Origin of the sequence: Streptomyces sp. NBC_00028 (assembly GCF_045041065.1) — a bacterium.
Classification (GTDB): Bacteria; Actinomycetota; Actinomycetes; order Streptomycetales; family Streptomycetaceae; genus Streptomyces.
The window spans coordinates 6,277,582-6,292,430 of the sequence record NZ_CP108293.1 but is presented as its reverse complement, the minus strand read 5'-3'; the positions used below and the strand labels follow the sequence as shown (position 1 = coordinate 6,292,430).

Sequence of the window (14,849 nt, the reverse complement as noted above, 5' to 3'; positions counted from 1 at the left end):
GGGTGAGCCCTCCGGGGGTCTCGTCGGTGCCGGAACGTTCCGGGAGTGTGCGGAAACGGCATGACGACCCGCGCGAGGGCAGGCGGAACGGGGTGCGGGGCCCTACGCGGTGGTCGCCGGGAGGGCGTGTCCGGGGGCTCGGGGCCTGGTGCGGCCCCGGGCGTCGGGGTCGCGTTGCGCCAGGAAGGCCGTACGACGGGCGCGGTCCCTGATGGCCGTACGCACCCGGGTGGGCGGCACGGCGGGCGCGCAGCGGGCGGCGGCGAGCGAGCAGAGCGCGAAGGCGGAGCCGGCCGCGGCGGTCGCGGCGAGCGCGACGGTGGCGGAGAGGCTGCCCGCGTCGAGGACGGCGAGCTGGAGGAAGAGGAGGAGAAGGGCGACGGCGGGTGCGGGCCGCGGAGTGCGGTTCACCAGTCCCCCTCTGCCTGTCTGCCGGTCTGCCTGTACGTACTGCCTCGGTTATACCTGACCGGTCTCCAGCGGTTGCAGGAGCCTCTTCGGCTTCAGCAGCGCGCGGCTGACCGGATCCGCCGGGTCCGGGTCGAGTCCGGGTCCCGGTTCCATCAGAACGTCCGCGACCGGTACGACGGTTCCGCAGGCGGCGCATTCGCCGTACGGCCCGAGTTCGGTGCCGCAGTCCGCGTGCCGGAACCAGCGCAACCGGGCGTCGCCGTGATGCTCGCGGCCCCAGCGACCCAGTGAGCGGAGGGTGGGCCACAGTCCGATGCCGCGGTCGGTGATGACGTACTCGTCCCGCGGCGGCGACTCCTGGTAGCGGCGCTTCTCCAGGATGCCCTCCTCGGTGAGCGTGTGGAGGCGGGCGGCCAGGACGGCGCGTGGGATGCCGAGGTGGACGAGGAAGTCGTTGTAGCGCCGTACGCCGTAGAGCGCGTCGCGGACGACGAGCAGCGTCCAGCGCTCGCCGACGATCTCCAGCGCGCGGGCGATCGAGCATTCCTGCGTCGCGTAGTCCTTGCCCAGTGCCATGCCGTCCACCTTAGCCACTTTGCGAGCAGTTGGTTCAGTGACCGAACTGACCCTGTTAGGTTACGGGACATGGCTAGGTTCAATGAACGAACCGTAACCGGTTCCCCCGAGACATCACCCGTGACATCCCCCGTGATGACCTCTTCCGCAGGCCCGGTGACAGTCCCCCACCCCGGCCGCACCCTCGCCCTGACCAGCGCCGCCACCGCCGTGGCGCTGATGACGTACACCGCGCCGATGGTCACGCTCCCCGAGACCGCCGCCGCCCTGCACACCCCGCTCTCCGCGCAGGCCTGGCTCATCAACGGAACCCCGCTCGGTCTCGCCGCCCTCCTCTTGGTGGCCGGCAGCCTCGCCGACGACCACGGCCGCCGCCGGATCTTCACCGCCGGCACCCTCGCCCTGGGCCTCACCACGATCCTCGGCGCGTTCGCATCCACGACCTGGCAGTTCACGCTGGCCCGGATCGCGCAGGGCGCGGCCAGCGCGGGTCTGCTCGCCAGCAGCCTCGGCCTGCTCGTGCACGCCTTCCCCACCCCGCACGGCCGGCTGCGCGCGACCGGCGTCTGGGGCGCCTTCGTCAGCGGCGGCATAGCCGTCGGCCCGCTGGTCGCGGGCGCGCTGCCCGACTGGCGGGTGGCGTACGGGGTGTTGGGCGCCGCCGCCGTACTCCTGGCGGCCCTGGGCAGCCGTACGCTCACCGAGTCACGAGCCCCGCGCCCCGGCCGCCCGGACGTGCTCGGCGCCGTGGCCTTCGGGCTGGCCCTGATCTCCCTGATCGCGGCCCTGACCCTGGGCCGGGACGGCTGGCTACGGGCCCCGGTGGCCCTGTTGCTGCTCGCGGCGGTCGTACTGGTGGCCGTCTTCGCCCTGGTGGAACGCCGTACGGCGACCCCGATGATCGACCTCGGCCTGCTGCGTCGCCCGGACTTCCTCGCCTCCTCCACGGCGGGCCTGTTCACCGGCCTGGCCGTGATCGGCCTCTTCAGCTTCCTGCCGGCACTGCTCCAGCAGACCCTCGGCCTGTCCGCGATGGACACGGCCTGGCTGTTCCTGCTCTGGTCCGGCCTCTCCTTCGCCGTGGCCCTCCAGGCCCGCCGTCTCGCCGGCCGCGTCCCGCCACGCCTCCAACTCGCCCTCGGCTTCGCCCTGCACGCGGCCGGCGCGCTGACCATGCTCGGCGCCCTCTCCGCGCACTCCTGGACCCGCCTCCTGCCCGGCCTGCTCCTCGGCGGCGTCGGCAGCGGCCTCCTGAACGCGGCGCTCCCGCTGGTGGCGGTCGAATCGGCACCGGCGGCGCGGGCGGCGATGGGATCGGGAGCCCAGCAGACGTTCCGGTACGTCGGGTCGTGTGCCGGGGTGGCGCTGACGATCGCGGTGTCCACGTCGACGGGCGGCGGCCTGGCGCACGGCGCGGACATCGCGATGGCGGTGTCGGCGGGGCTGGCGGTGGTGGCGGCGGTGCTGTTGGGGGTGCTGCGGGAGCGGCGGGCGTAGGCGCGGGGCCTGGTCAGCGGGGGCGCAGGGCCTGGTCAGCGGGGATGCGTCGAGGTCAGCTCGGCCCACACCACGAGGCGGTACCGGGACGTGTACTCCGGGGTGCAGGTGGTGAGGGTGAGGTAGTAGCCGGGGGTGGAATAGCCGTAGGCGGGACGGACGGTGGAGCGCGGGACGCGGTTCAGCACGCCCGAGTCGCGGGCGGAGGTCTGGGCGAGGGTCTTGTCGACGGTGTACGTGTAGACCGCGGACCTGGTCTCCACCTGGACGGTGTCCCCTTTGGCCAGCCGGTTGACGTACCGGAACGGCTCCCCGTGCGTGTTCCGGTGCCCCGCGAGCGCGAAGTTCCCCGTCTGGCCCGGCTGTTGAGTGCCGGGATAGTGGCCGACGTACCCCTTGTTGAGTACCTCCTGCTTGCCGACGCCCTCGGCGACGGGGACGCGGAGGTGGAGACGGGGGATGGTGAGGATGGCGTAGGCCTGGGACCAACTGGGTTGGGTGGAACGGGTGGTGGGCTGTCGGTGGGTGGTGCGCGCCTTCGGCTCGTCCGAGGTCTCGGGCTCCGGCGGAGTGCCGGGAAGGTCGGTTGGCGGCTCGGCCGCCCATTCCCGCTCCAGCGCCTCCGCCTTCCGCTCGGCGCCGCGTCGGGCCTCCCGGTTGGTCCACCACAGCTGATGGACGACGAGGAGCAGCAGCACGACCCCTACGGTGACGAGGAGTTCACCGGCAGCCCACACCACCCTCCGCCGCCGCGCACGCCGACGCCGGGTGTCGTGCCGTACGACGGGCGTGCGTGATGGCCGTACGACGGGAATGCGCATGCGCCCACCTGCCCACCCGGCTGCCCACCTGACCTGCACCGGGCCCGCACGATAAGCGCTGACTCCACAAGTCACCAGCCCCATAGGCTCCTTGGCCATGAGCAAACTCTGGTTCCTGGCCGCGATCCCGTTCCTCGGCGGGCTCGCCCTGATGGTGTACCAGGCCGAAATCGCGATCACCGAGATCGTGCTGCGCCGCATGGGCCGCCGTACCGAGGCCGTGGTGAAGGGGCACTTGACCACCCGGTCGGGGACGGACCCGTACCGGCACCCGATCGTCCGCTGGACCGACGAGGAGGGCGCGGAGCACGAGCACGCCGTGTCGGCCGGTTCCCGTCGCTTCGCCGAGGGCAACGTCGTCGGCGTCATCCACAACCCCGGCGCCCCCGACACCGTGGCCCTGGACACGCCGGAGCGCTACAAGACGGCGATGTTCGGACTGTGGCTGGGCGTGCTGCTGTGGGCGGGCGCGCTGACGGCGGTGCTGATACGGATCGCGACGCTGCTGCCGGAGTACCGGTACGGGTACTGAGGCCGGGGGCCAGGGTCGGAGCCGAGTACCTCTACCCCTTCTCATAACCGTTGGAAAAATAGAAAGCCTCATAGAAAGAAAGCGCTGTCCCACCTCTCGACAACCCCACGCGTCACCCCTGATGCTTCGTGATGGCGCGCGGGGGGCGAGACGAGCGAGCCACTACGTCTTCAGGCCGACCCCTGCTCAGGGGCGGGAGCCGGCCCCACGGAGAGGCGGAGAAGGACAGCCATGATCCGACGCAGAACGCTGCTGACAGCCGCAGGAGGCACCCTCCTCGGCAGCGCCCTGGCGACCGGCACCGCACGGGCGGACGCCACGATCGCCGTCAACCCCGGCACCTCCTACGGCACTTGGGAGGGCTGGGGCACCTCGCTGGCCTGGTGGGCGAACGTGTTCGGCGCGAGGGACGACTTCGCCGACCTGTTCTTCACCACCAAGTCCACGACCTACAACGGCACTTCACTCCCCGGCCTCGGCCTGAACATCGCCCGCTACAACCTGGGCGCGTGCAGCTGGAACACGGTGAGCGGATCGTCGATGACGGCGTCCGCCAACATCCCCGCGTACAAGCAGATCGAGGGCTACTGGCAGGACTGGAACAACGAGGACCCCACGTCCTCCGCCTGGGACTGGACCGCGGACGCCACCCAGCGCGCGATGCTGACGAAGGCGGTGTCCCGGGGCGCGACCACCGAACTCTTCGCCAACTCCCCGATGTGGTGGATGTGCCTGAACCACAACCCCTCGGGCGCCTCGGACGGCGGCAACAACCTCCAGTCCTGGAACTACCGCCAGCACGCCTCCCACCTGGCCGCCGTCGCCCTGTACGCCAAGAACAACTGGGGCGTGAACTTCGCGACCGTCGACCCCTTCAACGAGCCCTCGTCGTCCTGGTGGACGGCGACCGGCACGCAGGAGGGCTGCCACATGGACGCGACGGTCCAGTCGGCCGTACTGCCGTACATGCGCAGCGAGTTGAACAGCCGCGGGCTGACCGGCGTGAAGATCTCGTCCTCGGACGAGACGAGCTACGACCTGGCCCGCACCACCTGGAACTCCTTCAGCTCCACGACCAAGGGGTACGTCGACCGGGTCAACGTCCACGGCTACCAGGGCTCGGGCGGCCGCCGCGACCTGCTCTACACGGACGTCGTCACGACGGCCGGCAAGAAGCTGTGGAACTCGGAGACCGGCGACAGCGACGGCACCGGCTACACCATGGCCTTCAACCTCCTCTACGACTTCCGCTGGCTGCACCCGACGGCGTGGGTCTACTGGCAGGTCATGGACCCGACGGCGGGCTGGGGTGTGATCAAGTACGACGCGAGCACCCTGACGGCCGGCGCGATCGAGACGAAGTACTACGTCCTCGCCCACTTCAGCCGCCACATCCGCCCCGGGATGAAGATCCTCGACACGGGATCGAGCTACGCGACGGCGGCGTACGACGCGACGGCGAAGCGCCTGGTGATCGTCGCCCTGAACACCTCGTCCTCCGCCCAGACCCTGACCTTCAACCTCTCCAACTTCACCACGGTGACGGGCGGCACCAACGGCCTCGTCCCCCGCTGGAACACGGTGACGACGGGCGGCGACAAGTACGCGTCGTACTCCAACACGTACCTGAGCGGAAAGACGGTGGCCGTCCCCTTCGCCGCGAAGGCGGTGCAGACGATCCAGATCGACGGCGTAACGATCTGACCACCGCGGATGTGTGCGGGCCGGGGTTCCTGGACGGGCCCTGGCCTGCACGTATCTCTTCATAGTCACCGCTCGGCAGTACGGTGTCCCTCATGCGCCCCGACACGCCTGCCGAGAACGTCGACCACACCGCCGAAGCGGCACGCCTGGAGCGAACCGCCGGCCTGTATCCCGAGGACGCCGAGGCCCTGCTCCTACAGGCCGCCGCCCACCTGGAACTGGCCGGCGACCGCCCCGCGGCAACCACGCTCTACGACCGCCTGCTGTCCCCCTCCGACGGCTCCGAAGGCCCCGAGCGACTGGACAACCCCCACCTGGTACGCGCCCTCAAGGCCTCGAACCTGTGGGAGTACGGCCATGAGGCGGAGGCCAGGGCCATCATCGAGGGCGTCCGCACCGCGTCCCCGCGCGACCCGGCCCCCTGGGTGATCGTCGCGGAGGCCCTGGAGGCCCACGACGAGCTGGAGCAGGCCCAGGAGACGTTCACGGAGGGAGCCCGCGCCCTCCTGACGGACGTGTCGGAGCCCCCGTACTCCACCCATCCCCTGCTCTTCGGCCGCCACCGGGTCCGCAGGATGCTGGGCGTGGGCCACGACGACTGGGACGTCCTGGCGGACACCCTCCACACGTCCCCCGTCCCGCTGGACGAACTCCACGACCCGAAACGCGTCTGGTCCCTCGGCTCCGACAACCCGGCGGAACTGAAGGCGGAGATCTCCCGCCTCCGAGCAGAACTCGGCACCTACCGCGAGGCCCTGTCCCGCCCCTTCCCGGTCGCGGTCCTGCACTGGCCGACAGGGGAACTGACAGAACTCCTGACCGCGTACCCGCCCCTGTCGGAGGAGTACCCCTCCCACGCCGAGCACCTCGCGACGATAGAGGCCTCACTGCGCGAACTGGCCGCCTCCGGCACCCCGAACCTCGGCATCGTGACGGGCACGGTCCCGTCGTACGAGGCGTTCGCGGCATCGGAGGGCGCGTCACCGGCGGACGGCTCCCTGCTCCCCCAGTACGCGACGACACTGGCGGCGAGGGGGAGGGCGGTGGCTTGGCCGCCGCAGCGGGGGACGGAGTGCTGGTGCGGGTCGGGGCAGGTCTACGGGGACTGCCATGGGGCGGGGGCGGCGTAACGGCGCCTGACCAGGCGCAACCGGATACCGCCGGCTACCGCTGAGGGTGACGGCTTTTGATCGCGGCAGGCCGTCACCCTCGCTCAAAGACTGGCGAGCAGCGCATCAAGCGGACCCGGAACCCGATCATCGTCGAGCGCCTCGACGAGCACCCGCCCGTACCGGATCTTGCGCCCTTTCTTCGTCCCGAGAAACCGCCGAAACTGCTGCTCCGGAGCCCGCCCCTGCTGCGCCGGCTGCTGCAGAAAGATCTCCAACGCCCGCAGCTCCCCCTCGCCTCGCACCAGCTCCCCGACCCGAGCCACGCCCAGCGCCCGAATCAGCTCATCCTCAAGATCCGCGGCACACACAAAGATGCCCTCCTCAGCCGCACCGGCTTGCTCGAACCCACGGACGTAATAGGGCAGCTCCCGCTCATCACACAGCCCCACAAGCCGAACCCCCAGCCCGTCCACCCCAAGCAGCCGAGCGAACCGCCCCACATTCATGGCCCCGCCCATGGACAGCACACAAACCCCGTCGGCCTCCAGATCCCGCCCCCGCCGCGCCGCCAACGCATTGACGGCAGCAACATCGCTCAACCCCTCAAGCAGCACGACCGTCCGAACGGGCAACAGCGCAGCAAGCTCAGCCACAGACCCACCATCGCCGCCACCCCCCACCCACGCAGCGACGGCATCCCGAAACGCCCCCATGTCAGTCATGGAACGAGTCTCAGCCCCCTCCACCCCCAGAGCGAGCCATTTCCACCACCCGCAGCCGCTGCGCCGCGCCCGGCTGCCTCCCGCCGCCAACGCGCCCACCCACCACCCTCAAGCCGCCAAACCACCCGGCGTGCAGGCGAGACGCCCCCGCGCCCGCCCAACCCCGGCCCACTGCCCGACCGACAGCACCCGCCAACAGCCCCCGGCCACCCGCTCCCCCGGGCCACCCGCGCGCTTCTCCCCCGTGCTGGAGCGGCCCGGGTCAAGGGTGGCCCGGAGGGCCATCGGCGCAGCCGACGCGAAGCGCCCTTGAGGCGGGCCGTGGAAGCACGACACTGACCAGGAAGCGGGCGGCCCCACGCCAACCTTGCAGCAGAAGGTGCACCCCAACAGCGCCCCCGGACCGGTCATGCCGCCCAGACCAATCACCCTGTAACGGCAACCGTGCCCTCCAAAGACTTAAGGCGCGCCTAGGCCACAGGCGGGCTCACCTCCGCTCCCGCATGCCTACCAAGCAGCCGCGCCCGCTCGCCCCACGGCAGATACCCCCTACGCCCGCGGCACCGGTCCAGTACTAGGCTCGGTGCTGTGCCCGAAGATCCCAAGTGGGAAGCGCCAGAGGGTTCCTGGGCTTCATCCGCAGCTCGCCGTCGCAACATGCAGGCGATTCGCAGCCGTGACACAAAGCCCGAGAAGCTGGTCCGGCGGCTGGTACATGCTCAAGGGCTGCGTTACCGCGTGGCCGCCCGCCCTCTCCCAGATTTCCGCCGAACAGCGGACATGGTGTTCCGCCCCGACAAGGTGGCAGTCTTCATCGACGGCTGTTACTGGCATGGATGTCCTGAGCACTACGTGCCGCCAAAAACAAACCCCGGTTACTGGTCTGAGAAGGTTCTCCGCAATATGGCGCGAGACCGCGATACAGACCAGCGGCTGCGGGAGGCAGGATGGCTCGTGCTTCGCTTCTGGGAACACGAACCAGCAGAAGAGTGCTCGCAAGCTGTCTGCGACGCGGTGGCCGCGAGAAGAGCCCTACGGACTACGGCGTCGCCGTAGGCAAAGCGGCAGCGGCGGCGCGCCAGGCAGACCGCTACCTGACGAGCCGTAAGCGTCCATGCCACAGGCCCTTCTTCCTGCCCTACGCTGTCTCCAAAAGGGCACTGGCACAAGCGGCTTCGGTGGGGAAGCTGGCTGGCTGAACTCACATCGAGCGCAGTGGATGCGGATCATCCACCCGCGGCCAACGGGACACATAGGGGGGACGAGATGGCGGTCGAGCGCACTAACCGCGACGTCCGGACACTCATCACGCAGATCGCCGCCGGGGAGATCATGCTCCCTGAGATCCAGCGTGGATACGTCTGGAAGGCGTCACAGGTCGCCAGGCTCATCGAGTCGCTGTACCGCGGGTACCCAGCTGGCTCCCTCCTGTTCTGGAAGACAGGACAACCAGCCGAAACCCGAGGAGCAGCCATCGGCGTAGCTCAGGCTCTGCCGAGTGTCATGCCTCTGTACCTCCTGGACGGCCAACAGCGGCTTACCTCCCTCTTCCGTGTACTCACAGACCACGCAGACGCTCAGGTTGTCTTCAACATCGAAACGGAGGTGTTCCAGAACCAGAGTGCTGCCACACGACGAAATAAGAAATGGATCAAGGTCTATGACGTCGCAGGCCCGGATTCCGATGTATTCGCAATCCACGGCGACCTTAAAGGCGCCGGCCTTGCTATCCCGGACGCTGAAATCGGGCGCCGCCTGAGCGCACTTCAGAAGATCACCCAGCGTGACTTCCATATGGAAGTACTACACGAATTTGAATATGAAGAAGTTGCCGACATCTTTGTACGCGTGAACAGTGGTGGCCGAGCACTCAAGACCACTGATCTCGCCCTCGCGACGCTATCGGCGCGCGCACCAGGCTTCCTGGGACAGCTGGAAGCGGAATCAGCCCGCTGGGCCGCCCATGGATACGCCGCCCTCGATGTCAATTTCCTGATCAAAGCTCTCACTTTGAGCTTGTCAACCACGGGTAAGCGTCTGGCGTCTGTGGCTAAACTTACCTCCGCCAGCAAAGAAATGGTGGAAGCGGGATGGGCGAAGGTCCAAAGAGGCCTTTCCTGCGTAGTACCACTCCTTGAGGAGAGGCTACTGATCCCAACGACAGCACTGATCCCTTCGCTGGCTGCACTCCATCCGTTGATCCTCTACTACGGGCGGGATTCTGAAATCGTGGATTCCACCGAAGATGTAGAGAACGGCCTTCTGTACTGGTTCCTGGCCGCCACAGCCAGAAACCGCTATGGAGGCGCTTCGGACACCGCCCTGACGCAGGACATCAGGATGCTCGATGCCGACAATCCGGTAGCGGCGTTGCTGTCTAACCTGGGGCTCCGAGAGGGCGGTATTTCTGTTCGCGCAGACGACTTGGCAGGACGCAACCATCAGAGCCCATATCTGATGTTCTGTTACCTCGCCGCAGCTCACGCCGGAGCCACTGATTGGTGGGACGGCGGCCCTATCTCGGGAAGTGTCGACAGGTCTGGCAAACCTCAATACAGCCTAGTACACCCGGCCACGAAACTGCGCAGCTACGGCAACGAGTACTCGTCTACGGAGATCAACGAACTCGCGAACATTGTCTTTGTCTCCGAGCAGACGGCGAAGAACATCATTAGCGGACGCTCTCCTGCTGCGTACATGCATGACGTCAGCGCCAGCGACCGGACGTCCCATGCGATCCCGACTGACCCTGCCGTACTCACGCCCGAAGGATACCGTGACTTCCTGGCCGCACGGCGGGCCTTGCTAGCGGGGCGGATTACAGAACTCCTCGACCGGTTCCGGCCTGACTTCCTTACCAACCACGCCACGGCGACCGAAAGGCATACACCTCGATCGCTCGTGCTCGCTGGGTATACCGGAGCCGGCCGGAGCGTGTTGGTGGCAGAGGCCGAAATCGAAAGCGGGACTTGGATCGGGTGGATTGACCCCCAAGACTTCGAAGCTGCACTCGACGCTGCCGCAACCGGCCTCGCCAGCGATGTTCCGGTTGGAGACGAAACAGCGCCATTGCGCATCGACGATGAGCACTGCGTGACGTTCGGCCTAGGTCCATTCATCATCCGGGGCTCGCTCGACCAGTGGCGCACTTCGGTCAAGGACGCGTTTGAGGACGCGCACCCCCTGGAAGAATGCCCAGAACCCACCGATAACCAGTGGCCTGCCGAGCCAGACGAGTTCCTGCTTTCAGACACTGGAGTGCGGAACTCGTCTTAGAACGCATCCCTCCCCCTAAGGATCTCGGAGGCAGTTTCAGCGAGCATCGGCACAATGCTCGGAATGCCTGGAACCGGCACCTCAGGGGGCACATCAAGGCGGCACGATTCCCACCGTCCTCGGGCCGTGCGGTCAGAGGGAACCTGACCTGTGATCCATTCCTTTGGCACGGCAGCTACCGCAAGCAGCTTCAAATCCGGAGTAAGGCGAACCGTCACTAGTTCCCAGGCCGGGTCATGCAACATGGTCTCGTACTCATTGCGGGATATGTACACCGTGAGTCGGCCCACACGCAACGTGGTCTTCACTTCCAAGTGAGCGGAGTGCTGGTAGGAATCCACGAAAATGTCGTAGCCGTAGCCGTCCGACCACGCCGCTACATGTTCCACCCTGCCTTCAGCTGATTCCGCGAGCAGCTCAAGAAGCGCGAGTTCACCTGCCGAGCCAATCCGAGAGCGCTCTTCCGTGTCTACTTTTCCCCAGGCGGTATTCACTTGCACGTACGCCTCTTCGGGTGTGAGGCCAAGAGTCTCCGCGGCACGCAAAGCATCTTCGGGGAGTTCATCGGGTCTACGGATAAGCAAGTCCGCGTCCCGAAACCACGGCACTCCGCTCTGCGCCATTGCAGCTTCAAACACGCTGTGTTTCACCGAAACGTCTTTGCCCACCTTGTCCAGAAGCCCCGTTTCCCGGATCCAGGTGTACGCCGCGTCGTATTGGGTCGGCGTGATGTCGCTGAAGTCACTATGCGTGGTGAGCAGGGCACGAACTCGCGCGACGCCGCTGGCCGGCAACCTCTCCAGCCAGCGCATGGCTGCACGCAGGACCGGCTCAGGCGGCACGGGCACGGAGATGTCCCATCAATGCCTGGAGGTCCCGTCGGTCCAGTCCACCGCCAACTGCCGGTTCCTCGTCGAGGTCGGCCAGCTGCTGGACGGCCGGGTCGTCGAGGATCGTCCCCATGAACTTCAGCTTGTCGCTGAGCCGTTGATCAACGACTTCGTCGATCGTGCCTTCCGCGGCGAGCACCGTGATCCGCGTCTCGGTTTCTGGAGCAAGACCAAGGCGATGAATGCGGTCGAGGCTTTGGAGGAATCGGCCGGCCGCGAAGTCCCGGTCCACATAGATAGCGTCGTGGCAGTGGTGATGAAGACTGATGCCTTCGCCGAGGGTGCCTGGGTTGGACAACAGAACCATGCAGTCGGGGTCATGCCGGAACCGCTGGATCGCCGTCTCGCGGTCAGCGTCTCCCAACGCTCCGTAGACCAGTGCCGGTGAGAACTCGCTGAGCATCCGCTCCAGCGTGTTCAGGCTTCGCACGAAGGTCGACCACACGAGTGTCTTGCGGCCTTGCGCAGCGTTCCGCTTGACGATGGCAAGAACCTCACGGTACTTCGGCGACAACTCATAACTCGGGAGATCCCGCATCAACTCGAAGAGGGGCGTTCCCTCAGGAACGGAGAGCGGAGGTACCTGGTACGACAGCGGTTCGTAACGTGTCGTGCCGACAGCGAGCAGCGCCGGACTGGTCGCAGCCATCAACATGTAGACGATGACCTTGCCAAGAGCAAGGAAATCGTCCTCTGAACCAGTAGCGCGGGCGGAGAACCGCCCTGCGAGTGCGTCGTACACCTCAAGGTGAAGGGGCGGCATAGGCACGGTCGTCAGATGCGTCTTCACTGGCGGCAGACCGAGTTCGCCCTTGGTCGTACGGGTAAACAAGGGACGCAGAACCTGACTCGCCTTGGCCAAATCCCCTCCAGCAACTGCCTGGATCACTTTCTGCCGCCCGTGGCCGGGCCATACGAAGCCGAACAGGTTCTCCAAGTCCTTGACACCGTTCGGTGCCGGCGTGCCTGTCAGGATCAGCCGATGCCTGCTTCGGGGTCCGAGGGCGAGGCAAGCAGCGCCATCGGTGCCGTCGGCACCACGTTTCATCCGGTGAGCTTCATCGAGCAGGAGCATCGATGGACGTGCTGCTAGCCATTGCCCGAGTTCATTCACGACCCCGTCCTGCCGCAGACGCTCATAATTGACGATTAGCGCCTCTGCCCCCGGATCTGAATTCTTCGAGAACACGTCCATGCTCAAGGGTTCGCTCAAGCACTTCCGGTTTTCATACTTCCAGGACTCATAACAAGACTTCGGCCCCACAATCAGAAGCCGCTCAATGCCCTTGGTCTTCCGAAGAGAGTGGAATACAGCGAGGCCTACACGTGTCTTGCCAGCTCCAGGTACGGAGAAGTTGGCGCCGTGACGCAACGAGAGAAGTTTCGCGATGTCCCGACGTTGGAAGGACGTCAGATCCGCGACCCAGTCCGGGCCCAACAGACTGCCTACGTCATCCGGGCCGACTTCGCCGTCGGGACCGGCTGTGGAATCGAGGCGTTTGGCGACCGTTTGTGCGTCGATAGCGGAATCCGTAGCCAGTGCGGCCAGTTGAGGGTCCCAAGTGACGCTTGCGGGGTCAGGCCATGTGGCGAGTGCCACCAGGTTTGTCAGGAGATCATCGATCTCAATTTCCATCGTTCCCGGAGAGCGCTGCAGGCTGCTCTGGAACCGGAGGGCCAAACGGCGCAGGTCACCTTCGTACCCGGTTCCGGCTCGAAGCCGCGCTCGGGTCACACCTTCACCGAAACCGATCTCCAGACTGGGCACAGAGGGCTGCCCAGCCATCAGTGCTCCCGCGTGGAGTCGAGCAACCAGGCAACTCCGTTGCCGGGAGAACTGAAGGTGCGCCCAGCCTGTTTCGCGAGCCTCGCAAGGCTGGCTTTCAGCGTGAGTAGCGCATCGTCGAACGCATCCTCATCAAGCGCTCGCTTGGCCTTGGCCTCAGCGAACTCGGCGGCGCACTGATTGACATAATCAGCAGCATCCGTAAGACGTTCTGGAACGGCCACCTGGCGCTTCTGCAGTTCAGCGTTGGCTCCTGCCAACTTCACGGCAGAGTCGAAGGTCTTGCGGGCTGACTTGATGAGCGCATCAGCTTGAGCCACGGCTGCAGCGTCCAGCTTGTCACCCGCCTGCGCCGCCGCCTTCGCCTGCAACAGGGCATCCGTAAGAGCTCGAGTGGTCTTGACGGCGGCGGTGGCGTCCGGGATCACAACACCTGCCAGGCCGGGGATGGCTACAGCAGCGGACTCCTGGGCAGCAGGACGCAGTTCCACAGGCAATCGCTCGTCGAGATACCGGCTGTGGAAGTCCGCCTCCGCGAGACGCACCGTCGTCTTGGCGTAGTTCAGCACCACCATGGCCAGACGCGTTTCCTTGAGCTGTTCCGCAGCATCCGGGTCGGTCTTCACGAGCTTGGTGTAGTCACGATGAAGCTCGCGGAGCTTCTCCTGATGGTCCTCGAAGTCAACCAGTCGCAGAGCAGCTTCGTTCGTGGTCTGGCTGCGCCTAATCGCGTCAATGATCAACTGATAGACCCAACGGTCCTGCTGGAGGGTCGTCTTCTTGATGTTGAAGTCACGCGCCACGTCTTCTTCACGCCGGCCGTCCGCCAACTCGTCTTCGATCGCGATGAGACGGTTGATGTACGAGTATTCGCGGCGCCTGTCACGACGCAACTGAAGTGCAAGTTCGACACTGTTGATGTCGCGGCGGGACGTGTCCGCAGGGAGGACCCCCACCCGGATGTCCCGAATACCAAGGTCCTTCAGCGCGGCGCAGCGGGTGTTTCCGTCGACAAGGATGCCATCAGGGCTGATGATCCCAGGTTCCCTCTGCCCCACGTCGTCCAGCTCGTCCCGCAAGGCCTCATAGTCCGGGTCCTTCTGGCTAGGATTCGAGGGACGGCACCGCAACAAGTCGTGCAGATACGTTTGTGCGGATTCGCTCCAGGGCTCCTCCTCAAGGACGCGGTTGCGCTCCGGTTCGAGGGTCCGTTGGGCGCGGATACGGTGGGTGTCAGGGTTGAAATAGAGCATGTCAACTGGCATGGAGATCACATGCAGGTGCTTCTGCTCCCCGCGCCACTCCACTGTGACCTTTGCGCCCCCCTCGGCCATGGCCTGCCTGAGCCGCTCGTCCACCAGCGAGCGAATCTTCTCACCCTCGGGCGGGACGCCGAACTTCACAGCCATAACCAGAGCCTCCAAGGAGTCAGACGCAGCGTGTCCCAGCATCATGGCAGGACCCGCTGACACACGGCGTGCCCATAACCCACAATCAACATCTCGATCACTTGGAGAACGGA

13 protein-coding genes are annotated in these 14,849 nt (G+C 66.3%); 6 read left to right on the top strand and 7 right to left on the bottom strand.

Features of this window, described 5'->3' with window-relative positions:
• Window positions 1-102: 102 nt before the first annotated feature.
• Window positions 103-411, bottom strand: coding sequence for a DUF6412 domain-containing protein (locus OG885_RS28340; protein ID WP_399961747.1), 309 nt, complete (start codon window positions 409-411; stop codon window positions 103-105).
• A 48-nt stretch (window positions 412-459) separates the two neighbouring features.
• Window positions 460-987 (bottom strand): winged helix-turn-helix transcriptional regulator, encoded by a 528-nt coding sequence (locus OG885_RS28335; protein WP_405736549.1) that lies wholly within the window; start codon window positions 985-987, stop codon window positions 460-462.
• A gap of 135 nt (window positions 988-1,122) precedes the next feature.
• Here OG885_RS28335 and OG885_RS28330 point away from each other — a divergent pair, with 135 nt between their 5' ends.
• Window positions 1,123-2,484, top strand: coding sequence for an MFS transporter (locus OG885_RS28330; RefSeq protein WP_405736546.1), 1,362 nt, complete (start codon window positions 1,123-1,125; stop codon window positions 2,482-2,484).
• A 35-nt stretch (window positions 2,485-2,519) separates the two neighbouring features.
• Here the strand turns inward: OG885_RS28330 and OG885_RS28325 are convergent, their stop codons facing one another.
• Window positions 2,520-3,305, bottom strand: a complete 786-nt coding sequence (locus tag OG885_RS28325; RefSeq protein ID WP_405736543.1) for a class E sortase — start codon at window positions 3,303-3,305, stop codon at window positions 2,520-2,522.
• Between the two features lie 97 nt (window positions 3,306-3,402).
• Between OG885_RS28325 and OG885_RS28320 the strand changes: the two genes are divergently transcribed.
• The 3 genes from OG885_RS28320 to OG885_RS28310 all read left to right on the top strand — a co-directional run bounded on the left by OG885_RS28320 (window position 3,403) and on the right by OG885_RS28310 (window position 6,671).
• Window positions 3,403-3,837 (top strand): DUF3592 domain-containing protein, encoded by a 435-nt coding sequence (locus OG885_RS28320; protein ID WP_405736540.1) that lies wholly within the window; start codon window positions 3,403-3,405, stop codon window positions 3,835-3,837.
• A gap of 231 nt (window positions 3,838-4,068) precedes the next feature.
• A complete protein-coding gene (locus OG885_RS28315; protein ID WP_405736537.1) occupies window positions 4,069-5,541 on the top strand; it encodes a beta-1,6-galactanase in 1,473 nt (490 codons plus the stop codon).
• 92 nt (window positions 5,542-5,633) lie between these two features.
• Window positions 5,634-6,671, top strand: coding sequence for an SEC-C domain-containing protein (locus OG885_RS28310; RefSeq protein WP_405736535.1), 1,038 nt, complete (start codon window positions 5,634-5,636; stop codon window positions 6,669-6,671).
• An 83-nt stretch (window positions 6,672-6,754) separates the two neighbouring features.
• Here OG885_RS28310 and OG885_RS28305 read toward each other — a convergent pair whose 3' ends face one another.
• Entirely contained in the window at window positions 6,755-7,375 is a 621-nt protein-coding gene (locus tag OG885_RS28305; RefSeq protein WP_405736533.1) for a TOPRIM nucleotidyl transferase/hydrolase domain-containing protein, read from the bottom strand.
• 588 nt (window positions 7,376-7,963) lie between these two features.
• On the opposite strand from OG885_RS28305, the gene OG885_RS28300 reads away from it, so the two are divergent.
• Together OG885_RS28300 and OG885_RS28295 are read left to right on the top strand one after the other, a co-directional pair.
• Window positions 7,964-8,431, top strand: coding sequence for a very short patch repair endonuclease (locus tag OG885_RS28300; protein ID WP_405736531.1), 468 nt, complete (start codon window positions 7,964-7,966; stop codon window positions 8,429-8,431).
• 210 nt (window positions 8,432-8,641) lie between these two features.
• Window positions 8,642-10,651 (top strand): DUF262 domain-containing protein, encoded by a 2,010-nt coding sequence (locus OG885_RS28295; protein ID WP_405736529.1) that lies wholly within the window; start codon window positions 8,642-8,644, stop codon window positions 10,649-10,651.
• Here OG885_RS28295 and OG885_RS28290 read toward each other — a convergent pair.
• From OG885_RS28290 to OG885_RS28280, 3 genes are read right to left on the bottom strand one after another with little or no spacing between them, the layout of a single operon-like run.
• The gene (locus tag OG885_RS28290) at window positions 10,648-11,463 is read right to left on the bottom strand and encodes a protein NO VEIN domain-containing protein (RefSeq protein WP_405736527.1); all 816 of its coding nucleotides are present in this window, start codon (window positions 11,461-11,463) and stop codon (window positions 10,648-10,650) included. The two genes, OG885_RS28295 and OG885_RS28290, sit on opposite strands and share 4 nt — an antisense overlap.
• Window positions 11,464-11,482: 19 nt before the next feature.
• Window positions 11,483-13,327 (bottom strand): DEAD/DEAH box helicase, encoded by a 1,845-nt coding sequence (locus OG885_RS28285; RefSeq protein ID WP_405736525.1) that lies wholly within the window; start codon window positions 13,325-13,327, stop codon window positions 11,483-11,485.
• On the bottom strand, window positions 13,327-14,736 hold the full coding sequence (locus tag OG885_RS28280; RefSeq protein ID WP_405736523.1) for a transcriptional regulator: 1,410 nt from the start codon (window positions 14,734-14,736) through the stop codon (window positions 13,327-13,329). Before OG885_RS28280 ends, OG885_RS28285 begins: the two co-directional genes overlap by 1 nt.
• Window positions 14,737-14,849 lie beyond the last annotated feature (113 nt).